Source organism: Streptomyces sp. NPDC055099 (assembly GCF_053607685.1).
The window spans coordinates 40011-62377 of the sequence record NZ_JBSGUA010000001.1 but is presented as its reverse complement, the minus strand read 5'-3'; the positions used below and the strand labels follow the sequence as shown (position 1 = coordinate 62377).

The window sequence follows — 22367 nt, the reverse complement described above, 5'->3', positions numbered from 1 at the left end:
GCTGCTGAGACGGGGGCTGGGGGAGCTGTGGACTGGGGGACGCTCGTCGCCGCGGTGAGCGGTGGTTTCATCGCCATCACCGGCACGGTTCTGGCCGACCACCTGCGTCACCGCCGCGAGGCGGACCGCGGCCTCAACGAGCGGCGCCGGGCGGTCTACATCGAGTTCATCAGCGCCGCGGAGGGCTGCCACTCGCGCCTGCGCCAGATCGCTCAGGACCCCGGCGCGGCGGGGGGTGACGGGGAAGGCAGCGACCTTGACGCGCTCACGCGCGCGGCACTGACGGAAGCCACGATCTACGAGGTCCGGGAGAGACTCTTCATCGACGCGAGCTCCGCGGTGGCCGGCGCGGGACAGGTGATGTTCGAACGGCTCCGCGCGCTGAGGAAGACGGTCGCGACCGGCGCCACACAGACATCACCGGCCTTCCACGCCGCCTACCACCCGTACATCGGAAGCGTCTGGGGCTACCGAGTCGCCGTACGCAAGGAACTAGACGGCCAGTCCCTCGCGCCCGAGGAATTCGGCTGGTCCAGCTGGGACGGCAGGGATCGGTGCCCGCTGTGCCGAGGGGCGTCGGACGGTGGGGCGTGATGCCCTGCCGCCTCAGGCGCGCAGGTGGGCGAGCAGGGCATCAGGCGTGGGATAGGGGCGTTCCTCGGGGAGCAGGGCTGCCGCCGATTCCAGGTCTCGGTCTTCGTGTACGAGGGTGTGGATGGCACGGGCCTGCTCGGTGACGTCCCTGATCGAGACCGTCCACTCGTCCGCGTACCGGCGTGCCGCGTCGCCCGCCAGGCCCAGCTGGAGGGAGCGGTGAGCAAGGGGGTTCAGGTGCAGATCGCGTTCCGGGTCCCACTGGACCCGGGTCGGTGCCCGCCTCAAGTCCCGTTTCCAGGAGGCCTGGTCGGGGTGCACCCCGCGCACGTAGTGCGACAGACACGCGTGGCGCAGCGCCCACTCAAAGCCCTCCCGCGTGATCTCCACCGCGAGGACCGTCTGCTGCCCCTCCTTCATGGCCCATCCGCAGCGGTACATCATCCATAGGAATGACGGTTTGATCCACGTCATGCGGTCTCGCTTCCACGTGGCGGGAAAGCGGCCGGTGCGTGCCGCGGGTTCGCCGATCTCGGGGGCGTACGCCTGGTAGACCGTGATCGTCGACTCCGTGTGCAGGGCGCGGATCTGGTGGGTGGGGGGTGCGGTGGTGAGGGTGTCTCCGGTACGGGTCATGGCTGTCAGCCTGCGGTCCTCGTGCCCTCGCTCGCCAGTGAATTGTCGGTGGTGGGCGCTCCTGCTGGGTCCGTGAGCAGGCACTACCGGTGGGGCGGCCCTCCCCGTCGTGCGATCGCGGCGTCGCGAGAGCGTCACATCGCGGAAACGCGCTCGTCCCTTTTTCTCCAAGAACACCGTTTACGGTTGATCACCAGCCCAGGCCGATGTCGTCCGGCGGCGCCCGTCCGTTCATGACCGTCCGATGACGACACAGGAGCACGGTGAGTCCGGTGATCCCGCGCGTAGCTTCCCTTCCGCCCTGGCTCGGCCATGCTCTGCGTGCGCAGCGTGGGCCCGTGCCGTGGCATGCCGTTTTGCGGGGGACGCTGGCGGCGGGGCCGTTGTTGGGTGCGGGGGTGGTCTTCGGGCGGGTTTCCGTGGGGGTCGTGGCCGCGCTCGGGGCCATGCTCGCCGGGATCAACGACCGGCCCGGGAGCCGTCGGGTCGCCGTGCGGCGGCTCGGTGTGCCCGCGGTTGCCGGTGCGGGTGGGCTTGTTCTTGGGGTGTGCGTCGTTGAGGCAGGGGGAGGGGCGTATCTGCTTCCTGTGGTGTTCGCCTTGCTCGGGCTGGTCGCCGGCGGCTTCAGCGCTGTGGGGCCTGTTGCCTCCGCCAGCGGTACGCAGTTGCTCGTCGCCGCCGCCGTCGGAGCCGGGATGCCGTTGCCCGAACCCGGGTGGCAGCGCGCGTTGTTCTTCCTCGGCGGAGCCGCCTGGCTGATCGTGCTGCGGCTTCTGTTGCCCTCGCCCGGCAGCCGGAAGGGAATCGCCCGACCCTACCGCCTCGACGGCGAACGCACCGCCGTGTCCGCCGTCTACGAAGCCGTCGCCGCGCTTCTCGATGCCGCGGGTACCGCCGACTCGACCGCCCGCCGCGCGGCCCTCACCGCCGCGCTCGACCACGCCCAGGACGCCCTCTCCGGGCCGCGCCTGCGCAGGCACGCGGCCTCGTCCGCCGAGCGGCGGCTGCACGCGCAGTACCTCGCCTCGCTGCCGCTCGGCGAGGCGGCGACCGCGCTCGCCTGGGCCGGTGAACCGCTCCCGCCACGCACGGGCGAGGGGCCGCGCCGCCTCGCCGCCGCCATCCGCGACGGTGTCCCCAGCGGTCCGCTGCCCGCGCCCGCCCGCCACGACGCCGGTCTCCGCGCCCTCGACGACGCGCTGCTGCACGCCGCCGAAGCCTTCGACAGCGGCGCCGCGCGGCCCCCGCACGGCCGGCGGCGCGGCCCCGTCGGCGTCCTGCGCACCGCCGCCGGGCCCGGCGGGCGCGAGTACGGCGTGCGGGTCGCGCTCTGCTTCGGGGCGAGCGCCGCGGTCGCGCAGGCCCTGCATCACCCGCACTGGTACTGGCTGCCGGCCACCGCCGTCTTCCTGGTCAAGCCCGACCTCGGGCCGCTGGCGTCCCGCGTCCTGTGCCGCGCCCTCGGCACCGTCCTCGGCGCCATCCTCTTCGCGGCGCTCGCCGCCCTGCTGCCACGCCCCGCCGGGCTCGTCGCCGTCGTCGCCGTGTGCGGTGCGCTGATCCCTGTCGCCACCCGGCACTTCGCCGCCCAGACCGCCGTCGTCACGGTCCTCGTCCTCGCCCTGGTCATGGTGGGCGGGGAGCCGCAGGCCGCCTGGGGGCGGATCGGCGAGACGCTGCTCGCCTGCGGCATCGTCCTGCTCGTCGGGCATCTGCGGCTGCCGTGGCCCGTGCGGCGCGGTGGTCGCGTACAGGACCGGCTGACCGCCGCCCACACGTCCGCGCACGACTACCTGCGCCACGTCCTGAGCGACGCCCACGCCGACGTCCGGGCAGGCGCCGACCACCACCGCGCCGACCACCGCGCCGCCCGCTGGGCCCTGCGGCGCGAGGCCTACCGGACGCTGGCCGAGGCCCGCGCCGCCATCGACCTGGCGGCCGCCGAACTTCCCGCCTTGGCCCGGCACTCCCGGGGCTCGGAGCAGGTGGCGGCCACCCTCGAACGCCTCGTCGACACCACGACCGCCTGCGCGGTGCACGTCGACGACACGGGACGCCTGCCGCGGCGGCACGCCGAGCGCATCGACGCGCTGCTGGCGGAACTGGAGCTCACCGCGGTGGCGTGACCCCCGGGCGCCGAACTCATGGCACCCACGGGCCGGGCGGGTCTCAGAAGTCCACCCGCACCCGGTCGTCGAGCCGCGCCACCGAGTCCTGCTCGAACTTCTTCACGTAGTCCTCGCGGATGTCCTCGATCCGGGCGTCACGCTGGTGCGCCTGCGACGTCGGATACAGCAGGATCAGCTCGTACGAGCGCTCACGCTCGATCCTGCCGTTCGAGTCCCGCCACTGGCCGCGCCCTTCCTGCACCGTGAGCCCGTCGGGGAACGACGGCGTCACCTCGACGTCGATGAACCGCATGAACTGCTTGTCGGTCACGTCGGGTCCGCCGTCGGGGCGCTCGGTCCCGAAGAGGAGGCGGGTCTCGGTGTACGCGTGACCCCGGGAGATCTGGGACGTGGTCGTCGTGCCCGGCGAGCGCGTGTCGGTGTCGAACGACGCGTACGCGGCCGGGGCGCCGACCGCGAGGACCGTGGCGGCTGCCGCGGTCACGGCGAGACGGGTGCGGGAGATGCGGGAGAGGGTGCGGGACATGGCGGCTGATCCCTTTCGGCGGGGGCAGATCAGGGTCTACGGGGGGTGTCGCACGCCGTAGCGGTTGCGGCGCGGCGTGTGGATCTCTGCGTACGTTGATCCATAACGGGCGCAGACGGTAGCCGACACGCCACGCTCCGCGCCCCCTCCCGTACGGCTGTACGGCTGAATATCTCTCCCCTCCCGTAAGTCGCCGTCTTCCCATACGACACTCAACCCCCATATGTTGCGGGGGACTTGACCGGATTGACGGAGGGGGCGGCGGCCATGAGCGCACGTACTGGGACACGCCTCGCCATGGCCCTCGCGACGGCCGGCGTACTGGCGTTCGGAACCGCGGTGTCCGCGAGCGGCGCCGCCCCCTCGGCCGCTGACGACCCGGCCCCGCAGTCGCCGTACGCCTCCACCACCGGCGTCGGCGTCCACAACGCCTACGAGAAGGCGAAGTACCCGTACTTCGCGGACGCGCTCGACTCCGGCGCGGCCATGCTCGAACTCGACGTGTGGACCAATGTGTTCGGCAGCGGCTGGCGGGTCTCGCACAGCAACCCCGTCGGGAACGACAACAACTGCGAGAACGCCGCGACTCCGGCCGAATTGCGCACCAAGTCGCGCAATCAGAGCCTCGCCGGATGCCTCACGGACATGAAGAGCTGGCACGACGCCCACCCCGGCCACCGCCCCATCCTTCTCAAGGTGGAGCTGAAGGACGGCTTCCAGGGGAGGAACGGACGCGGGCCCGCCGACCTCGACACGCTCCTGAAGAGCAAGCTCGGCGATGCCGTCTACCGCCCCGGCCAGCTCACCGGAGGGCACGCCACCCTTGACGACGCCGTACGCGGTGACGGCTGGCCCCAGCGGAGCGCACTCGCGGGCAAGTTCATCGTCGAGCTGATCCCCGGCACCGTCGAACAGGGCAACCCGGCGGACACCCTGTGGACCGACCGCGAGTACGCCACCCATCTACGCGACCTCAAGGCCGCCGGGCGCCTGGGCGATGCCGCCGCCTTCCCCGCCGTGCTCGGTGCCGAGGCGGGCGACCCGCGCGGGCGGTACGCGGACGCGTCGATCCGGCCCTGGTTCGTGCTGTTCGACGGCGACGCGTCCAGGTACGCGGGCGGCACCATCGACACCAAGTGGTACGCCGACCGGCGCTACCTGGTCGTCATGTCCGACGCCCACAACGTCGCCCCGGCCATCGACGCCGTGAACCCGACCGAGGCCCAGGCCCGCGACCGCGTCGCCCTGCTCGCGCGCGGCAACGCCAGCATCGTGTCGTCGGACTGGTATCCGCTGCCGGGCGTCCTCTCGACGGTGCTCCCACGCGGCTGACCCGCACGGTCCCGGCCGGTCGCACAGGCCACGCCCGCTAGCGTTCGATCCGTACCCACACCGGCGCGTGGTCCGAGCCCCTCGCGTCCCGCCGCTGGGCCGGATCGCCGTCCTCCACCGACGGCAGCGCGGTCGCCGTCGAACCCGGCACGCCGGTGCCCGCGGCCTTGACCAGGTTCAGGAAGCCGCGGCTCACCAGGACGTGGTCGATCAGCTCGCGGCGGCCCGCGTGGACCCGGGAGTAGCGCTGCTCGGGCGGGATGAGCGGGGCCACGTTCCACAGCCGGTGCGCGTCGCCCTTGTCCGGCCTGTCGAACCCGGGGGTGCCGATCTCGGAGCCGGGCGGGCCGAGCAGGATCTGGGTCGTCGCCGCCGACACCTCGTCGTTCAGGTCGCCGAGGACCACGACATCGTGCGCACGGCCGTCACCCTTCAGGAGGCGGTCGGACAGCGAGCGCACCAGTGTGGCCTCCGCCGCACGCCGGTAGAGCGCGTACGCCCCGAAGCGGGCACGCTCGCCCTCGTCGCGCGGCACGAACCTGCCGTTTCCGTACGACAGCAGCTTCGACTTCAGGTGGCAGACGGCCACGTCGAAGAAGAAGGCGCGCGTCGTCACCGTCACCGCAAGGACCCCGCGGCCCGCCCGCGTCACCGGCCGGCCCGCGTCACCCGACTGCACCGGGCGCAGCGGTTCGGGGAAGCGGACCTCGTCGGCCACGACGAACACCGGCAGCGTGCTGAGGAAGCCGACGCGGGTGCCGCGCTCGTCCGCGTGCTCCGAGAGCGTGGTGTGCCAGGTGCCCTCCAGCATCCCGGCGAGATCCGAGAGGGCTTCCGGGTCGCCGACCTCCTGCACGCCGAGCACGCTCGGGTTCAGCGCCGTGATCGTCGCCGCGAGGGAGGCCAGCTTCGCCTCGTACGCGGCCTTGTCGTTGGGCCCGAACTTTCCGCCGGGCCGGTAGAGGTTCTCCAGGTTCCAGGTGCCGACGAGCATGGCGGGCTCCAACTGTTGGGCGTGGTCGGCGGGTTGACGTCAGCGTGCCCGCGAATCCGGCGACGCGACAGGGCACGGGATGCGCACTCCCCGTACCTTGAAGAGATGACGCCGCCTCCCGCGCACGGCCCCGCCGATCTCGTCATCACGGGCTGCACGGCCCTCGTCCACGACACGGGAGGCCGGATCGGATTCCTCGACGACGCCACAATCGTCGTACGCGGCGGGCGCATCGACGCCGTCACCACCACCCCCGGCGTCGCCGGACTCCAGGCCGCCGAACGCATCGACGCACGCGGCCAGGTGGCCCTGCCGGGATTGATCAACTGCCATACGCACACGCCGATGGTGGCCCTGCGCGGCCTCGCGGAGGATCTGCCGGCGCACGAGTGGTTCAACGACTGGATCTGGCCCATCGAGACCAACCTGACCGAGCGCGTCGTCGGGCTCGGCGCGCGTCTTGCCTGCGCGGAGATGATCCGGGGCGGCGTGACGACCTTCGCCGACCACTACTTCGCGATGGACACCGTCGCCGATGTCGTGACGCAGAGCGGTCTGCGCGCCAACCTCGGCGTCGCGTTCTTCTCCTCTCAAGGGCCCGATGGCCGCGCCGCCTCCCTGGAGTTCGCACTGCGGCAACGCGGCGCCGCGGATGGCCGCATCACCACCTCGCTCGCGCCGCACGCCCCGTACACCGTCGACGACGCGGACCTCGCCGCGACCGCTGAACTCGCCCGCGAGCACGGCCTCATGGTCCATCTGCACGCCGCCGAGAACCGCGCGCAAACCGACAACAGCCTGGAGCGCCACGGCCGCACCCCCATCGAGATCCTGCACCGCACCGGCCTGCTCGACGTCGACGTCCTCATCGCCCACGGCACCGGCATCCTCGACCGCGACCTGCCCGTCCTCCGGCAGGGCACGGGACGCATCGCGGTGGCGTCCGCGCCCCGCGGTTACATGAAGTTCGGCTGGGACACCACGCCCGTACGGGCCCTGAGCGACATCGGCACCCCCGTCGGACTCGCCACGGACGGCGCCGCGTCGAACAACACCCTGGACGTCTGGGAGTCCATGACGCTCACCGCGCTCGTCCAGAAGTCCACGCGGCGCGACCCGGCCTGGCTGACCGCGCGCCAGGCGCTCGGCCACGCCACACTGCAGAGCGCGCGGGCCGTCGGCCTCGGCGACGACATCGGCAGCCTCGCGCCGGGCCGCCGCGCCGACATCGTCCTCGTCGACCTCACAGGGCCGCACACCCAGCCCGTGCACGACCTCGCGGCCACGCTCGTGCACAGCGCCCGCTCGTCGGACGTCACCACGACGATCGTCGACGGGCGGGTCCTGATGCGCGACCGGCGGCTGCTGACCCTCGACGTGCCGGAGACCGTACGGGAGTTGGCCGCCGAACTGCCCGCCCTGACCGACCGCGGCCACGGCAAGCGGATCCAGGACTACGAAGGCTGAAAAGTTCTCCGAAGTTTCTCCGCCGCGACCGATGAGTTCCGATGACCGCGCCGGTCACCCCTCACAGATGTACGGATCCGAGGGGCGGGTCCGCAGGAGGGACTGAGGGATCATGCGACTTCCCGACATCGTCACGCGCGAGGAGTGGCTGGCCGCGCGCCAGGAACTGCTCGCCAAGGAGAAGGCGGCGACACGGGCGCGTGACGCGCTCAACGCCGAGCGGCGGCGGCTGCCGATGGTCGAGATCGGCAAGGAGTACCTCTTCGACGGTTCCGACGGCAAGGCCACGCTGTTCGACCTCTTCGACGGCGACTCCCAACTGATCGTCTATCACTTCATGTTCGCCCCGGAGTGGGACGCGGGCTGCCGGAGCTGCTCGGCCTTCCTCGACCAGATCGGGCATCTGGCCCATCTGCGGGCCCGCAGCACGAACTTCATCGCGGTCTCCCGCGCGCCCTTCACCAAGATCCTGCCCTTCAAGGCCCGGATGGGCTGGACGGTGCCGTGGTACTCCTCGCACGGCAGCGACTTCAACCACGACTTCGACGCCACCGTCGGCGAGGGCGACGAGTCCTACGAGCAGCCGGGCCTCAGCTGCTTCCTGCGGGACGGCGACCGCGTCTTCCACACGTACTCGACGTACGCCCGCGGCACCGACTGGGTCGCCTCCTATTCGAGCCTCCTGGACCTCACCGCCCTCGGCCGGCAGGAGGAGTGGGAGGAGCCCAAGGGCCGCGCGACGGGGTTCGGGGCGCCCGCGGGCAGCGACCGGCTCAGGTATCACGACGAGTACGAGATGTGAGGAACCGGTACAACCAGGTGTCAGGTCCGTCACGTTGCGAGTCCTTTCCGCCCCGCGGCGCGTTCTTCTCCGAAAGAGTCCATAAGGACTGCCAACGGGGGAACAGAAGGACGATGATGAACAGTCGAGTCGTACTGGAACGCTTTCCGGCCGGTGGGCCGCGAGGATCGTGGCCCGCGGAGGACTTCGCGCGGGCCCGCCGCATGGAAGGACAGCGGGCGGAGGTCGTGATGGACCTCGCGTCCGATGCCTTCCTGGTGATCGTGCGCGAGCCCGTGACGGGCGAGTCCGCGGTCACCGACCTCTCGGAAATAGCCGCCGCGGCATAGGCCCGACTACGCCCCTCAGCGCTCGGCGTGCCCGTTCGGCGAGGGAGCCTTCGCCGTGAACTGGTCGGCCTGCAGCGCGTACAGCTCCGCGTACACACTGCCCGTCCTCAGGAGTTCGTCCGGTGTGCCCGACTCGACCAGGCGCCCGCCGTCCAGGACATGGACCAGGTCGGCGTGGCGCACCGACGCCAGGCGGTGGGTGATGAGGATGACGGTCTGGCCCGTCCCGGCGAGCGCCCGGATCTTCTCGAAGACCTCGAGCTCGGCGCGGGCGTCGAGTGCCGCCGTCGGCTCGTCCACGATGAGGATGCTGCCGCGCCGGTAGGCGGCGCGCGCGATGCCGAGCCGCTGCCACTGACCGCCCGACAACTGGTGCCCGCCGGTGAACGCGCGCGCAAGGAGCGTGTCGAGCCCGCGCGGCAGATCGGCCACCACCTCATCGGCGCCTGCCTCCTCGATCGCGGCGCCGATCCGGTCGTCCGTCAGCGGCACCGACGACCGGCCGATCGCGATGTTCACGCGCGCCGTGAACGGCCAGCGCTTGAAGTCCTGCGCCACCATCGCGATGCGTTCCGCCAGTTGCTGCCGGTCCGCGGTCGCCGCGTCGACGTCGTCCCACAGAATCCGGCCGCCCTTCGGCGCGTACAGACCGGCGAGCAGCTTCACCAGCGTGGTCTTGCCGGAGCCGTTCTCGCCCACGAGAGCGACGATCTTCCCGGTCGGCAGGGTGAGGGAGACGTCGCTGAGCGCGTCCTTCTCCGAGGCCCCCGGATAGCGGAAGGTGACGTTCTCGAACCGTATCTCCCGTGGTTCCGGCGGCAGTTCGGCGCCGCCCACCGGGATCTCGCGCCGCGCCGCCTCCACGAAGAGCCGCTCCAGGTCGCCGACGAACAGGGCGTCCTCGTGCAGGGAGTTGATCTCCACGACGAGTGTGTCGAGGTTGGACGCGCCGGTACGGATCGCGATGACGGCGGTGCCCGCGACGGACAGCGCCATCGCCCCGGCGAGCATCAGACCGCCGAGCGTCGCGTATGTCGCCACGGTGGCGACGCCCGTCCAGACCGCCGCGATCAGACCCGTCCGGGCGGCCAGACGTGCCAGGCGCGCCTGCTCCTCCTCCGCGGCCTCCGACATGGACCGGAAGTGCCGCAGCAGGAACGGGCCCACGCCGTGCACCCGGATCTCCGGTGCCGCGCGCTCCTCCGTGAGCAGGCTGCCGATGAGGCGGCCCGCGCGGGCGTGCTGCACCCACGCGTGGAAGGAGACATAGCGGCGCCGGGCGATCGTCAGGGCGCTCCACGCGCTCGGCAGGGTCATCGTCACCAGGAGCGGAAGCAGCGCCGGGTGCAGGACGGTCAGCACGCTCGCCGCGGCGACCAGCGAGATCATCGCGTTCACCACACGTGTCGCGATGCCGATCATGCGGCGGGCGGACGCGGCCCCGTACTGCGCCGTGTCGAGGAGTTTGTGGAACGCGTCGTCCTCGATGGCCGACAGCTCCACCGACGCCGCTCTCTCCAGGTACTGCTCGGTGGCGACGCGCTCGACCTTCGGTTCGAGACGCCCCGTCGCGTACGTCGACGCGGCGCGCAGCAGCGCGGCCACGAACAGCACGGACGCCACCGTCACCAGGGCGGGCGCGGCGCCGCGCAGCCGGTCGGCGATCGGGGCGTCGGTCAGCAGGCGCGCGAGCACGCTGTTGACCGCGAGGAGGCTCACCGCCTGGGCGAGGCCGCGGCCCACCTCGGCGGTGATGACGATGCGCCGCCGGCCGGTCGGCCTGCCATGCGAGCCGGAAGCTGGCGGCGAGCAGCGCGGGAAGCCGCTTCAGCATGGACCGGAACCCCAGCTGGAGGAACGCCTCCTCGTACTGGGCCCAGCCGGTGTCATAGCGCAGGGGCCCGCCGAAGAGGAGCTTCTCCGAGCCTGAAGTCCCGGTCTCGTCACGGGAGTTGTTCTGCTTATCGTGCAGTGCCATACCTCATGCAAGCGACTCCGCCACCGCGCGTGCAAAGGAGTTCTTCCGTGGCCGATGCCGCCGCAGGCCTACGCCCGCACCGTCCGCGACCACCCCGGCGTGGTCCCCGTGGCCCTGCACCACGCGAGATACAGCGGAATCGGCGGCGTATAGGGGACCTCGCCCCCGGACGGGCTGTGGATGAGTGAGGGAGCGCGCCGGGCACCCGGCACCACGGCTCCCGCGGCGTAGTACGCGGGAGACGGCCATTCGAGTGCGACATCGGAGTCCGCGGGGACGATCCACCACCACCGTGCCGCGGCGGTGTCCCCGGCGTCCCCGGTGTCCTCGTACACACACCCCACACGCGGCAGCCGCGCCATCAGCCGGGGTCCGAACCGCGCGGGCACCGAGACCGCGTCGCACCCCAGGGGCTGCGACATCCCGGCCGGGACGGCGAGCCGCGTCGGGGCCGGTGAGGAGGCAGCCGCGGACCGCCTCCGTTCGAGGCGGACCAGCGTGTCCAGGTCCAACAGCCGCCGCACCGTCACCGCGCTCACACGCCCCCTGTCCACGTCGTCCTCACGCCCGCACCCTCTGTCACGTCATGCCCGCAGTTCCGCCCATACGGTGAGGCCGGCGCCGGGGCCCTCGTCACGTACACCCCACGCGTTGCTCACCGCCTCGACGAGAAGCAATCCCCTCCCGTGCTCCTCGTCGGTGTCAGGCCCTTCCTGCGCGGGCCGCGGGACACCCGATCCATATCCGTCGTCACGCACAGCTATGCGCAGTGACCCGGGCTTGGTGCAGAGCTCGCAGACGATGCGGTGACTCGCCGTGTGCACGATCGCGTTCGTGACCAGCTCGGAGACCACGAGGGCAGCGGCGTCGCGGCAGTCCTCGCCTATGTCCCAGCCCAGGAGCTGGGCGTTCGCCAGACGTCTGGCCTGTGCGGCGGAGCCCGGCCGTGGCACCAGCGCGAAGCTGACGCAGAGCTCGGAGCCGCTCTCGGCCCACGCGTCGGCGGTCAGGCCAACAGGGGCTTCGGCGGCAGCTGTGTGTAACGGCGCGGGCGGAGTCACGCCATCCACTATCGCCCCGCCGGGAACACCTTGGCAAGACCCACTCTGAAAAGTGCACAGTGGCGTGTTCCTTCGAGACGGCACATGGCACACTGCTGGCAACGGCTCCAGCTGCGGAGTGAATTGGCATGTCATGGAGTACGTGGAGGTAGGACGTGAGCGAACCGCGGTCCGCGCCGACCGTCGGCCAGGTCGTCCTAGGCCGTCGTTTGCAGGACCTGCGTGAGCGCGCGGGCCTCAAACGAGAGGAGGCCGCGCGGATTCTCCGCGTGGCCCCCGCCACGGTCCGCCGCATGGAGATGGCCGAGGTCGCACTCAAGATCCCGTATCTCCAGCTCCTCCTGAAGTCCTACGGCGTCGGCGAGGACGAGGCCGACGCCTTCGTGACGCTCGCCGAGGAGGCGAACAAACCGGGCTGGTGGCAGCGGTTCCACGACATCCTGCCGGGCTGGTTCAGCATGTACGTCAGCCTGGAGGGGGCGGCCAGCCTCATCCGGTCCTACGAACCGCACTTCGTGCCCGGTCTGCTGCAGACCGAGGAGTACGCACGTGGTGTGATGCGCTCCGGAGCGATCGGCCAGACCAATCCCGAGGACATCGAGCGGTATGTGGCGCTGCGCATGGAGCGCCAGTCGCTGCTCACCCGCGAGGACGCGCCACGGGTCTGGGTCGTGATGGACGAGACCGCCCTGCTCAGACCCGTGGGCGGTCCCGAGGTGATGCGCGAGCAGATCGACAAGCTCCTCGAAGCCGTCGAACTTCCTCATGTGACCCTGCAGATCGCGCCGTTCGCGGCGGGTCCGCACCCGGGCACGTACGGACCGTTCGTGCTGTTCCGCTTCGCCATGGCGGAGCTGCCGGACATGGTCTACAGCGAGTACCTGACCGGCGCCGTCTATCTGGACGCGCGCACCGAGGTGGCGACCCACCTCGAGGTCATGGACCGCATGGCGGCGCAAGCCGCGACGGCACATCGCACAAAGGAGATCCTCCGGGATCTCCGCAAGGAGCTGTGAATGGATCGACACCGAGCCGGCACGCGACCCGGGTCCAAACCCGGAGGCGGGACCCGTCCCGACTCCCGGGACGACTCCCGGATCTACAACGGCATGCCCGCCCGTGACCTCGGCAGCGAGGGCTGGCACAAGCCGTGGAGCGGTGGCAACGGCGGCAACTGCCTGGAGGCCATGAAGCTGGCCGACGGTCGGGTGGCGGTCCGCCAGTCGGCAGATCCGGACGGCCCGGCGCTGATCTACACGTACGGCGAGATCCACGCGTTCATCCAGGGGGCGAAGGCGGGGGAGGCCGACTTCCTGCTCTCGTGAGCCGCTCCGGCTGCTCCGGCTGCTCTCGACAGCCGCTCCGGTCCTTCGTGGCCGGGGCGGCGGCCTCAGGCGGTCATCGGCCGGTCGTACGGGCCGATCGGCGCCGTGAGGCCGGTCGCGCCGGTCAGCCACCGGTCGACCGCCGCGGCGGTCGCGCGGCCCTCGGCTATGGCCCATACGACCAGTGACTGGCCGCGGGCCGCGTCGCCGGTCGCGAAGACCCCCGGCACGTTGGTCGCGAAGTCCGCGCCGCGGGCGAGGGTGCCGCGGTCCTCGACGTCCAGGCCGAGCTGGTCGACCAGGCCGCCCGCGGCCCGCTCGGGCCCGGAGAAGCCGAGCGCGAGCAGCACGAGATCGGCGGGAAGCTCACGGTCCGTCCCGGGGCGGGGGCGGCGGTCCGCGTCGACCTCGGTCAGGTGCAGGGCGTTCACCCGGCCCGCCGCGTCGCCGGTGAAGCGCAGGGTGGACGCGGCGAACAGCCGGGCGTCGGCGTCCGCGGCCGCGGCGGGGGCCGTGCGCAGCTCGCCCGCCTCCTCGTGCGCGGGGGAGAGGCGGTAGATCTTCGGGTACGTCGGCCAGGGCTCGGCCAGCTCGTCCCGTGCGTCGCCGGGCCGCCCGTAGATGTCCAACTGCGTGACGGACGCGGCCCCTTCGCGGATCGCCGTGCCCAGGCAGTCCGCTCCGGTGTCGCCGCCGCCGACGATGACGACGTGCTTCCCGGCGGCGCTCAGCGGCGAGGTGCCGAAGTCGCCCTCGCAGACGCGGTTGGCGAGCGGAAGGTACTCCATGGCCTGGTGGATGCCGCTCAACTCCCGGCCCGGCACGTCCAGTTCGCGCCAGGCGGTGGCGCCGGTGGCGAGCACCACCGCGTCGTGCCTGGTCCGCAGCTCGTCGGCGCCGATGTCCCGCCCGATCGTGACGGACGTACGGAAGACCGTGCCCTCGTCCCGCAGTTGCGCGAGCCGCCGCTCCACGTGGTGCTTCTCCATCTTGAACGCGGGGATGCCGTACCGCAGGAGCCCGCCCGCGCGGTCGTCGCGCTCGTAGACGACGACGGTGTGCCCGGCGCGCGTGAGCTGCTGTGCGGCGGCGAGTCCTGCCGGCCCCGATCCGACGACGGCGACGGTCCTGCCGGTGTGCCGGTGCGGGGGGCGGGGCGGATTGAGGCCGTCCTCCCATGAGCGGTCGGCGATGGCCACCTCGACGTTCTTGATGGTCACCGCGGGCTGGTTGATCGCGAGGACGCAGCCCGCCTCGCAGGGGGCGGGACAGAGGCGTCCGGTGAACTCGGGGAAGTTGTTCGTGGCGTGCAGCCGGTCCGCCGCGGCACGCCAGTCGGCGCGCGAGACGAGGTCGTTCCAGTCGGGGATCAGATTGCCCAGCGGGCAGGCCTCGTGGCAGAAGGGGATGCCGCAGTCCATGCAGCGGTCGGCCTGCCGCTCGACGATGGGCAGCAGCGCGCCGGGGACGTACACCTCGTCCCAGTCCTTGACCCGCTCGCCGACGGACCGGCGCGGCCATTCCTGGCGGGCGGTGGTGAGGAAGCCCTTGGGGTCGGCCATGGCCGTCTCCCTCGCGTGCCTTCTCGCGTGGTTCTTCAGGCTTGTGGCAGTGGGTTTTCAGGCTTTCGGCCACTGTACGACGGGAGGGCGGGGCGGGCATGTCCGCGAGGGGGCGGGAGCGGAGGACGGCGTCGGCGTGACCGGCTCAGGTCAGGGCGAGGATGAAGGAAGCCGAGGCGGCCAGGGAGGCGCCGACGCGGATGTGGTTCCACATGGTCCACTCGCGCACGTACGTACGCCAGCGGTCCGCGCTCTCCGCTGCCTGCGGGTCGAGCTTGGCGAGGGCGTCGTTGCGGGGGACGTTCGCGGCGATGGTGACCCCGAACGAGCCGAACAGATACAGCGCGGCCCCCAGCAGCAGCTCGACGGTGCCGTCGTCGGGCCAGAGCACGAAGGTGACGACGGCGACGACCGCGCTGAGGCCGGCGGCGCCCATGAACACGGTCATGAACCCGGCGGTGACCGCCTTGACGTTGATCGACTGCATGGCCGCGATGCCTTGCGCCGGGGGCAGGGCGGCGAGGCCCCGCATCACGAAGGTCGAGAACGCGACGAAGGCGCCCGCGACCAGGCCGCAGGCGAGCGCGCCCAGCACGACGAGCACGAAATACGGTCCCTCGATCATGGCAACTCCCGCGTTGTGTAAGGCAGCCGACAGGTGAGCGAGCCGCAGTGATCCTCCATGGCGCGGCGCCGCACCACAAGTGAATTGCCTGGACCGTCCGGACGGCCATGCGTGGGGCGCGCGGGGGCATGCGTGTGCGTCTGGGGGACGCGGTGGCGTCCCCAGCCTGCACCGCTGGATGCGTGGCGACGAATTGGCGGCGGGCGGGAGATATTCGCCGCTGAGCGGGGGGCCGGGGGCGGGGGCCGGGGGCGGGCTCAGACCGCCACGTTCCCGCGGCGCCCGGGCTCCCGCCAGGCCCGCAGTGTCGCCTCGACCGCCGGGGCGATCCGGCGCCGCGCCTCCCCGCGCGGGACCCCGCTCATGAGGAGGCGGTCGTAGGGCGTCTCCGTGTGCCGCACGGCGGCCACCACCGCGGCCGTCACCGCGGACGTGGACAAGGCCCGCCCCGCCGCACTCCGGCCCACCCGCCCACTGCCCCGCACGGACGCGTGCCCGGCGATCGCCCGGCACCGCTCCTCCGGGCACCCCGGGAACAGCCGCCGTATCTCTTCCGCGAAGGCCGCGGTGAAGCGGACGTCCTCCAGGGCCCGACGCGCCGCGTCCCGTGCCCGGCGCCGCGCCCGCGCCTCCGCGTCCGCGAGGCACCGCTCCTCGGCCCGCGCGAGCGCCGCCTCCTCGACAAGTACGCCCTGCCGCTCGTACCGCCCCTGGCGCCGGTTGAGCCGGACGACCACCGCCGAGAGCACGCTCCCCTCGCGGGCCCGGCGCGTCAGGGCGGTGTCGCCGCGTGGCAGGAAGACGAGATGGCCCAGGTCGGCGCAGTCCAGGCAGTGCGGCTCGGACTCCTGGACGACCAGGAGGGAGAGCGGCCCGCCGCGGCACTCCGCACAGTGCCGGCGCTTGAGGGGCTGGATGGCGAGAAGTGCTTTCCGGGCGAGGGGAGTTGGTGCCATGCGGAAAGGATTCCCCCGAACGGCCGGGGCTACCGCCGCGGGGCGAGGCCCGGCGCCGCGGAGCTGTCCTAGGCCCGGCGCCGTGGAGCTGTCCTGGGCCCGACGCTGCGGAGTGCGGCCAGGCGTCGGGGAGTGAGGCCCAGCGTCGCGGAGCTGTCGTGGGCCCGACGCTGCGGAGTGCGGCCAGGCGCCGGGGAGTGAGGCCCGGCGCCGGGGAGTGAGGCCCGGCGTCGCGGCGGGAAGCGCGCGGCATCATGGGACGGGTGCGACTCGAAGCGATCACCTGGGACCGGCTCACGGACACCCTCGCCGACCGGCTGCTCGACCTGAAGACGGCCGACGCGGGCCCCTGGCCCCGCATCGCCTTCGACGGAGCCCCGGCGGCCGGGCCGGGCGAGCTGGCCCACGGCGTGGCCGACGCGCTGCGGGTGCGCGGGCGGTCCGCGCTCGTCGTCGGCACGGAAGGCTTCCTGCGCCCCGCCTCGCTGCGCCTCGAATACGGGCGCGAGGACGTGGAGTCGTACTACAGCGGCTGGTTCGACACGGGCGCCCTCTGGCGCGAGGTCTTCGGGCCGCTGGACCCGGGCGGCACAGGGCGCGTACTGCCCGACCTCTGGGACCCGGAGTCGGACCGCGCGACGCGCAGCCCGTACGTCCAACTACAACCCGGCGCACTGCTGTTGCTGCACGGTCCGCTCCTGCTCGGCCACTGGTTCCCCTTCGACCTGACGGTTCACACGAGTCTTTCGCCGGGCGCTCTGCGGCGGCGTACGGCGGAGAGCGAGCGGTGGACCCTGCCCGCCTTCGAGCGGTACGCGGCGGAGACGGACCCCGAGGCGGTGGCCGACGTCGTCGTACGCGCGGATGATCCACGGCATCCGGCGTGGAGCGGCTGAGAGCGCGAACGCCCGTAGTCGCGAAGGCTCGCGGAAGACGTTCGACGAAAACTCCCGAACCCCTTTTATATGCACGTGCATATAGTTAGGGTCTGGGCATGGCAACGACAGCGCTCCACTTCAGTGAATCGGTCCGCACTCTCCTCGACGGCAAGAACTTCGCCAGCGTCGCGACCCTCGGCCCCGGCGGCGCACCCCAGAACTCGGTCGTGTGGATCAAACGGGAGGGTGACACCGTGCTCTTCTCGTCCACCGCGCGGCGTCAGAAGGTCCGCAACCTCGAACGCGACCCGCGCATCAGCATCTCGGTCTTCGACCTGGCCAACCCGTACACGTCGACCGAGATCCGTGGCGTCGCCGAGATCCTCCCCGACCCGGGGAAGCGGCTTCCGCGCGAGCTCTCACACAAATACCTCGGCATCGACCCGCCCGGCGAGAAGGACGAGGAGGCCCGGGTGATCATCAAGGTGACCCCGGAGAAGATCGTCGGTTTCTCGGCATAAGACGTCGGGCCCTGCTGTGACCTCGCGCCTGGACCCCCTCCCGGCCCCGGTTCCCGCCTGGGGTGCCCGCCTCCGGAGTGCGGACCTCCGGGGGCCCGGCGAGAATGAGGGGCGCCGGGACTAGCGGTGCCTCCGCGCCGCGCCGGCCGTCCGGCACCGGGAGGTACCACATGACCACCGCCGGAGACATCATGCACCGGGGCGCCCAGTGGATCCCCGCACACGAGACCCTGGACCGCGCCGCACAACTGATGCGGCAGCTCGACGTGGGCGCGCTGCCCATCAGTGACGAGAACGAGCGGCTCTGCGGCATCCTCACCGACCGGGACATCGTGGTCGGCTGCGTGGCGATGGGCCACGACCCGGCCCGGGTGACCGCGGGCGACATGGCCAAGGGCACGCCGCGCTGGATCGACTCGGGCGCGGGCGTCGACGAGGTCCTCCAGGAGATGAAGGGCAGCCAGATCCGCAGGCTCCCGGTCATCGAGAACAAGCGCCTGGTCGGCATGATCAGCGAGGCCGACCTCGCCACGCACCTCGACGACACCCAGCTCGCGAGCTGGGTCGAGAGCGTGTACGCGAGGGGCTGACCGCCTCACCTCGTGCCCGCCGCGCGCCTCTCGGCCGCCTCACCGTTTGGCGGCCACCGAGAACGTCCCCTCGTCCGTGACCCCGTAGAGCACGCCCCCAGTGCCAGCGGGGCCACCCCGCTGGGGGAGCGCTGGTCGACCGAGCCGCCACCCTTGGCGCCCTCGGTGTCCTTGAATGAGGGCTCCGACCGCCAACGCTCCCTGCCCGTACGGGTATCGACGGCGATGACGCTGCTGTCGGGCATCGTGGCGTACAAGGTGTCGCCCCGCACCGACGGCTCGCTGAAGATCCGCAGGTCGCGGGAGGTCGTCCAGAGAGGCTTGCCGCGCTTGAGGTCGAGCGCGAGCACGGTCTCGTTCGCGTAGTCGAAGAGGTACATGGCGTCGCCGCGCACCAGCGGCGGCGCCTCCGGCTCGACTGCCCAGGGGTCCCCCGGTCTTCCCTGTAGTTGTCATGGCGCACTTGGCATGGCCCGTACAGCCTAGAGCCAGCCGTTGCGGCGGAAGCCGCGGTGGAGCGAGAAGCAGATGGTGACGATGACGCCGACCACCAGCGCATAGCCGTACTTCCAGCGCAGTTCGGGCATGTAGTCGAAGTTCATTCCGTACAGACCGCAGATCATCGTCGGTACGGCGATCACGGCGGCCCAGGCGGTGATCTTCCGCATGTCCTCGTTCTGCGCGACCGTCACCTGGGCGAGATGGGCCTGGAGGATGGAGTTCAGGAGCTCGTCGAAGGCGGCGATCTGCTCCGTGACCCGCTTGAGGTGGTCGTCGACGTCCCGGAAGTAGGCCTGTATCTCCGGGGCGATCGCCCGCATCGGCTGGGTGGACAGGATCTGCAGGGGGCGGCCGAGTGGCACCACGGCCCGCTTCAGTTCGAGGAGTTCGCGCTTGAGCTGGTAGATCCGGCCGGGGTCGGCGCGCTCTCCCTCCTTGGAGAACACGTCCATCTCCACCTGGTCTATGTCCGCCTGGACCGCGTCCGTCACGACGAGGTAGTCGTCCACGACGTGGTCGGCCAGCGCGTGCAGGACCGCCGCGGGGCCCTGCGCGAGCTGCTCGGGCGCCGATTCGAGCTCCTCGCGCAGCGGGCCGAGGGAACCGTGGCGGCCGTGCCGTACGGTGATCACGAACTCCTTGCCCACGAAGACCATGATCTCGCCGGTGTCCACCACCTCGCTGGTCGCGGTGAGTTCGGCATGCTCCACGTAGCAAACGGTCTTGAACACCGCGAACAGCGTGTCGTCGTAACGCTCCACCTTCGGCCGTTGGTGGGCGTGGACCGCGTCCTCCACGGCGAGCGGGTGCAGGTCGAAGAGCTCGGCGATGCCCGCGAACTCCTCCTCCGTCGGCTCGTGCAGGCCGAGCCACACGAATCCGTCACCGCTCCTGCGGACGCGCTCGACCTCCTCGACGAGGTCGCGGCCGCCGTCCTGGCGCACGCCCTTCCGGTACGTCACGCAGTTCACCACCGCCGAGCCCAGGGGGGAGCGGGCGGGGTGGCTCAGGTCGACACGGTTGTGCTTGCGCACGAACTGGGCGACCCGCGCGACTCTCCGCAGGCCGCCTACCTTGCGGAGGTTTCCTACCTTTCGCAGGTTGCCTGCCATCGACATGCGTGGCTCCTCGTTCTGGTGACTTGACGTGCCAGTGTGCCAGGGAGCTGCGACGAAGTGGCCGGAGCCTGTGGGAACGGAGGACTCCGCTCCGGGCGTTCGGAGCTGCCTCCCGGGGGCAAGCAAGACAATCGAGATAATTGCCGCATGACGCTCATCGACGGCTATCTGACCGGTAATCGGAAACGGCACGCCGAGGGGGCGGGCGCGGGGCAGCGCTCCGACGCCTTCTCCGCGCTCTTCGACCCCACGACCTTCCGGCACATCGAGCGGCTCGGCATCGGGCCGGGGTGGCGCTGCTGGGAGGTGGGCGCGGGCGGCACCTCCGTCGTCTCCTGGCTCGCCAAGCGCGTCGGGCCCACCGGGCGGGTCCTCGCCACCGACGCGGACATCTCCTGGCACACGTCGGCCGCCCGGCCGCCGGTCGAGGTGCGCATCCACGACGTGGGGACGGAGGTGGCGCCGCCCGGCGGGGGCTTCGACCTCGTCCACGCGCGGCTCGTCCTCGCCCGGGTGCCGGACCGGGAGCGGGCCCTGCGCTCGATGATCCGGGCCCTGCGGCCGGGCGGTCGTCTGCTGGTCGAGGAGGTGGACCCGGCCCTGCAGCCCCTGTCCTGCCCGGACGAGCACGGGCCGGCCCAGCAGTTGGCGAACCGCATCCGGCACGCGCTGCTCACCCAGCGCGGCACCGACCTCGCGTACGGCCGCGGGCTGCCCCGTCTGCTCCGTACGGCGGGCCTGTGCCAGGTGGAGGCCGACGCGTACTTCCCGCTGACCTCGCCCGCCTGCGCGGCGCTGGAGACGGCCACGATCCAGCAGTCCCGCGCGGCCCTGACGGCCGCGGGGCTCGCCACGGATGCGGACATCGCCGACCACCTGACGAACATCACCGCGGAACCCCTGGACCTGGCCACACCCCCTCTGATCTCAGCCTGGGCCCGCAAGCCGTAACCCTTCCCGCCCCGTCTCGACGGCGCACCACCCGCCGCCCACCTGCCGGTACCCCGGCCCTCGGACATGCCGCGTCGCGCCCCTGCCCGCCAGCCCCGTGGCGCGGGGCTGCCCGGGAGGGGCGGGGGCGCGCCCCTGCCGGGAGTGCTGCGGCCTTGCACAGGCTTACCGCCCGCCAGTTCGATCGCCGTGTCTCGTGCGTTGCGCCCATGCGTGGGGGCCTCTCGGGCCCCGCCTGCCAGCCACTCGGCGCGGGCTGCTCGGGTGGGGCGGGGCGAGTCCCTCCGCCACGAGCGCCTTGTCCTCAAGCCGGTCTGCCGCCCCCCGGCCCACTGCCGTCGCTCGTGCCTTGCGCCCTTTGCGTTGGAGCCTCGCCGGGCCTGACTCCGCCCGCCAGCCGTGCGGTGACGGCTGGCCGGGCGGGGCGGGGGCGCGCCCCTGCCGGGAGTGCTGCGGCCTTGCACAGGCTTACCGCCCGCCAGTTCGACCGCCGTGGCTCGTGCGTTGCGCCCATGCGTGGCCTCTCGGGCCCCACCTGCCAGCCACTCGGCGCGGGCTGCTCGGGTGGGGCGGGGCGAGTCCCTCCGCCACGGGCACCGTGTCCTCAACCCGGTCTGCCTCCCACCCGTTCCACCGCCCTGGCTCCCGCCCTGCATCCCTCCCTTGCTGCCTCGCCGAGGTCCGCGCCCCTCAGGTGTGCCGTTAGGAAAGCTCCCGTGAACGCGTCGCCCGCTCCCGTTGAGTCCACCGCGGTGACGGAGAGTGCCGGGATCTCGGCCGCCACCTCGCCCTCCCGGGCGATCAGCGCCCCCGCGGCGCCCCGCTTGACCACCACCGTGCGGAATCGGCGGCTCAGCTTCGCTGCCGCTTCCTTCAGGTCGCCCGCGGGCTCCAGCAGCCTCAGCTCTCCGTCGCTCGGCAGCAACACGTCCGCCCCGTCCACCGCCGCCAGGAACCGCTCCACTCCCAGCTCCGCGAGGAAGCCCGCCGACGCCGGGTCCACGCTGACCGGCACTCCACGCGCGCGTGCCGCCGCCAAAGCGGTCTCGGCCGCCCCTCTGCTCGGCCCGGCGAAGAACAGGTACCCCGACAGGTGCAGCCACCCCACGCCGTCCAGAAGCTCCGGTGACCAGTCGTCGGCCGACAGACGCAGTGACGCGCCGCTGTCCGTGAGGAACGTCCGCTCGGCCCCCGCACCCCCGTCGACCAGGCAGATCACCGTCCCCGTGGACGCCTCGGGATCGACCACGAGCCGTGCGCGCACCCCCGCGCGCGTGAGCGCCTCCTCGTGCCATCTCGCCGAGTCCGCACCGGCCCGCCCCAGGAACCGCACGTCGTGGCACCCCCAAGAAGCCGCCCAGCACGCCACGTTGGCGCCCGCGCCACCCGGCACCGTACGGATCGCCGCCGCCGTGTCCGTGCCGGGAAGCGGCGGCGTGCGGTGCCGGGCGACGACATCGGTGATGACATCCCCGACCACCAGCAAGGCCCC

The 22367-nt window shown here is 72.0% G+C and carries 23 protein-coding genes and 1 pseudogene; 12 read left to right on the top strand and 12 right to left on the bottom strand.

Annotated features, from left to right (window positions below; genetic code table 11):
* The first annotated feature begins 27 nt into the window (after nt 1-27).
* Nucleotides 28-594, top strand: coding sequence for a CchlQ (locus tag ACWFRU_RS00295; protein WP_453683528.1), 567 nt, complete (start codon nt 28-30; stop codon nt 592-594).
* A 12-nt stretch (nt 595-606) separates the two neighbouring features.
* Here the strand turns inward: ACWFRU_RS00295 and ACWFRU_RS00290 are convergent, their stop codons facing one another.
* Nucleotides 607-1230: a DUF4291 domain-containing protein gene (locus ACWFRU_RS00290; protein ID WP_453683527.1), complete on the bottom strand. Its 624-nt coding sequence runs from the start codon at nt 1228-1230 to the stop codon at nt 607-609.
* Nucleotides 1231-1502: 272 nt separating this feature from the next.
* Between ACWFRU_RS00290 and ACWFRU_RS00285 the strand changes: the two genes are divergently transcribed.
* Nucleotides 1503-3356 (top strand): FUSC family protein, encoded by a 1854-nt coding sequence (locus ACWFRU_RS00285; protein ID WP_453683526.1) that lies wholly within the window; start codon nt 1503-1505, stop codon nt 3354-3356.
* Nucleotides 3357-3399: 43 nt separating this feature from the next.
* Here the strand turns inward: ACWFRU_RS00285 and ACWFRU_RS00280 are convergent, their stop codons facing one another.
* Complete coding sequence (locus ACWFRU_RS00280; protein WP_453683525.1) at nt 3400-3885, bottom strand: DUF3574 domain-containing protein; 486 nt, start codon at nt 3883-3885, stop codon at nt 3400-3402.
* A 267-nt stretch (nt 3886-4152) separates the two neighbouring features.
* Here ACWFRU_RS00280 and ACWFRU_RS00275 point away from each other — a divergent pair, with 267 nt between their 5' ends.
* Entirely contained in the window at nt 4153-5217 is a 1065-nt protein-coding gene (locus ACWFRU_RS00275) for a phosphatidylinositol-specific phospholipase C domain-containing protein (protein WP_453683524.1), read from the top strand.
* Between the two features lie 37 nt (nt 5218-5254).
* On the opposite strand, the gene ACWFRU_RS00270 is transcribed toward ACWFRU_RS00275, so the two are convergent.
* Nucleotides 5255-6211, bottom strand: coding sequence for an endonuclease/exonuclease/phosphatase family protein (locus ACWFRU_RS00270; protein WP_453683523.1), 957 nt, complete (start codon nt 6209-6211; stop codon nt 5255-5257).
* 105 nt (nt 6212-6316) lie between these two features.
* Here ACWFRU_RS00270 and ACWFRU_RS00265 point away from each other — a divergent pair, with 105 nt between their 5' ends.
* The 3 genes from ACWFRU_RS00265 to ACWFRU_RS00255 all read left to right on the top strand — a co-directional run bounded on the left by ACWFRU_RS00265 (nt 6317) and on the right by ACWFRU_RS00255 (nt 8809).
* Complete coding sequence (locus ACWFRU_RS00265; RefSeq protein ID WP_453683522.1) at nt 6317-7678, top strand: amidohydrolase; 1362 nt, start codon at nt 6317-6319, stop codon at nt 7676-7678.
* Between the two features lie 112 nt (nt 7679-7790).
* Nucleotides 7791-8480: a DUF899 domain-containing protein gene (locus tag ACWFRU_RS00260; protein ID WP_453683521.1), complete on the top strand. Its 690-nt coding sequence runs from the start codon at nt 7791-7793 to the stop codon at nt 8478-8480.
* Between the two features lie 116 nt (nt 8481-8596).
* Nucleotides 8597-8809 (top strand): hypothetical protein, encoded by a 213-nt coding sequence (locus tag ACWFRU_RS00255; protein ID WP_453684451.1) that lies wholly within the window; start codon nt 8597-8599, stop codon nt 8807-8809.
* A 15-nt stretch (nt 8810-8824) separates the two neighbouring features.
* Here the strand turns inward: ACWFRU_RS00255 and ACWFRU_RS00250 are convergent.
* The 3 genes and pseudogenes from ACWFRU_RS00250 to ACWFRU_RS00240 form a co-directional block, all read right to left on the bottom strand.
* Nucleotides 8825-10787, bottom strand: a pseudogene (locus ACWFRU_RS00250) (ABC transporter ATP-binding protein).
* A gap of 68 nt (nt 10788-10855) precedes the next feature.
* Nucleotides 10856-11341 (bottom strand): hypothetical protein, encoded by a 486-nt coding sequence (locus tag ACWFRU_RS00245; RefSeq protein ID WP_453683520.1) that lies wholly within the window; start codon nt 11339-11341, stop codon nt 10856-10858.
* Nucleotides 11342-11371: 30 nt separating this feature from the next.
* Nucleotides 11372-11848 carry an ATP-binding protein gene (locus ACWFRU_RS00240; RefSeq protein WP_453683519.1) on the bottom strand — a complete coding sequence of 159 codons (477 nt, stop codon included), beginning with the start codon at nt 11846-11848 and terminating at the stop codon, nt 11372-11374.
* 155 nt (nt 11849-12003) lie between these two features.
* Between ACWFRU_RS00240 and ACWFRU_RS00235 the strand changes: the two genes are divergently transcribed.
* Both ACWFRU_RS00235 and ACWFRU_RS00230 read left to right on the top strand, forming a co-directional pair.
* Entirely contained in the window at nt 12004-12864 is an 861-nt protein-coding gene (locus ACWFRU_RS00235) for a helix-turn-helix domain-containing protein (RefSeq protein ID WP_453683518.1), read from the top strand.
* 93 nt (nt 12865-12957) lie between these two features.
* Nucleotides 12958-13173 carry a DUF397 domain-containing protein gene (locus ACWFRU_RS00230; protein ID WP_453684449.1) on the top strand — a complete coding sequence of 72 codons (216 nt, stop codon included), beginning with the start codon at nt 12958-12960 and terminating at the stop codon, nt 13171-13173.
* A 65-nt stretch (nt 13174-13238) separates the two neighbouring features.
* Here the strand turns inward: ACWFRU_RS00230 and ACWFRU_RS00225 are convergent, their stop codons facing one another.
* The 3 genes from ACWFRU_RS00225 to ACWFRU_RS00215 all read right to left on the bottom strand — a co-directional run bounded on the left by ACWFRU_RS00225 (nt 13239) and on the right by ACWFRU_RS00215 (nt 16316).
* Nucleotides 13239-14735, bottom strand: a complete 1497-nt coding sequence (locus ACWFRU_RS00225) for a glutamate synthase subunit beta (RefSeq protein ID WP_453683517.1) — start codon at nt 14733-14735, stop codon at nt 13239-13241.
* Between the two features lie 145 nt (nt 14736-14880).
* Entirely contained in the window at nt 14881-15360 is a 480-nt protein-coding gene (locus ACWFRU_RS00220; RefSeq protein ID WP_453683516.1) for an anthrone oxygenase family protein, read from the bottom strand.
* A gap of 257 nt (nt 15361-15617) precedes the next feature.
* On the bottom strand, nt 15618-16316 hold the full coding sequence (locus ACWFRU_RS00215; RefSeq protein ID WP_453683515.1) for a DUF2293 domain-containing protein: 699 nt from the start codon (nt 16314-16316) through the stop codon (nt 15618-15620).
* A gap of 263 nt (nt 16317-16579) precedes the next feature.
* Between ACWFRU_RS00215 and ACWFRU_RS00210 the strand changes: the two genes are divergently transcribed.
* The 3 genes from ACWFRU_RS00210 (at nt 16580) to ACWFRU_RS00200 (ending at nt 18305) form a co-directional block, all read left to right on the top strand.
* Entirely contained in the window at nt 16580-17212 is a 633-nt protein-coding gene (locus ACWFRU_RS00210; protein ID WP_453683514.1) for a uridine kinase, read from the top strand.
* A 98-nt stretch (nt 17213-17310) separates the two neighbouring features.
* A complete protein-coding gene (locus ACWFRU_RS00205) occupies nt 17311-17715 on the top strand; it encodes a PPOX class F420-dependent oxidoreductase (RefSeq protein ID WP_453683513.1) in 405 nt (134 codons plus the stop codon).
* A gap of 170 nt (nt 17716-17885) precedes the next feature.
* On the top strand, nt 17886-18305 hold the full coding sequence (locus ACWFRU_RS00200) for a CBS domain-containing protein (RefSeq protein WP_453683512.1): 420 nt from the start codon (nt 17886-17888) through the stop codon (nt 18303-18305).
* 5 nt (nt 18306-18310) lie between these two features.
* Here the strand turns inward: ACWFRU_RS00200 and ACWFRU_RS00195 are convergent, their stop codons facing one another.
* Entirely contained in the window at nt 18311-18700 is a 390-nt protein-coding gene (locus tag ACWFRU_RS00195) for an outer membrane protein assembly factor BamB family protein (protein ID WP_453683511.1), read from the bottom strand.
* Nucleotides 18701-18787: 87 nt separating this feature from the next.
* Nucleotides 18788-19924 (bottom strand): magnesium/cobalt transporter CorA, encoded by a 1137-nt coding sequence (corA, locus tag ACWFRU_RS00190; protein WP_453683510.1) that lies wholly within the window; start codon nt 19922-19924, stop codon nt 18788-18790.
* 147 nt (nt 19925-20071) lie between these two features.
* On the opposite strand from corA, the gene ACWFRU_RS00185 reads away from it, so the two are divergent.
* On the top strand, nt 20072-20875 hold the full coding sequence (locus tag ACWFRU_RS00185) for a methyltransferase domain-containing protein (RefSeq protein ID WP_453683509.1): 804 nt from the start codon (nt 20072-20074) through the stop codon (nt 20873-20875).
* A 604-nt stretch (nt 20876-21479) separates the two neighbouring features.
* Here the strand turns inward: ACWFRU_RS00185 and ACWFRU_RS00180 are convergent.
* Nucleotides 21480-22361 carry a carbohydrate kinase family protein gene (locus ACWFRU_RS00180; RefSeq protein WP_453683508.1) on the bottom strand — a complete coding sequence of 294 codons (882 nt, stop codon included), beginning with the start codon at nt 22359-22361 and terminating at the stop codon, nt 21480-21482.
* Nucleotides 22362-22367 lie beyond the last annotated feature (6 nt).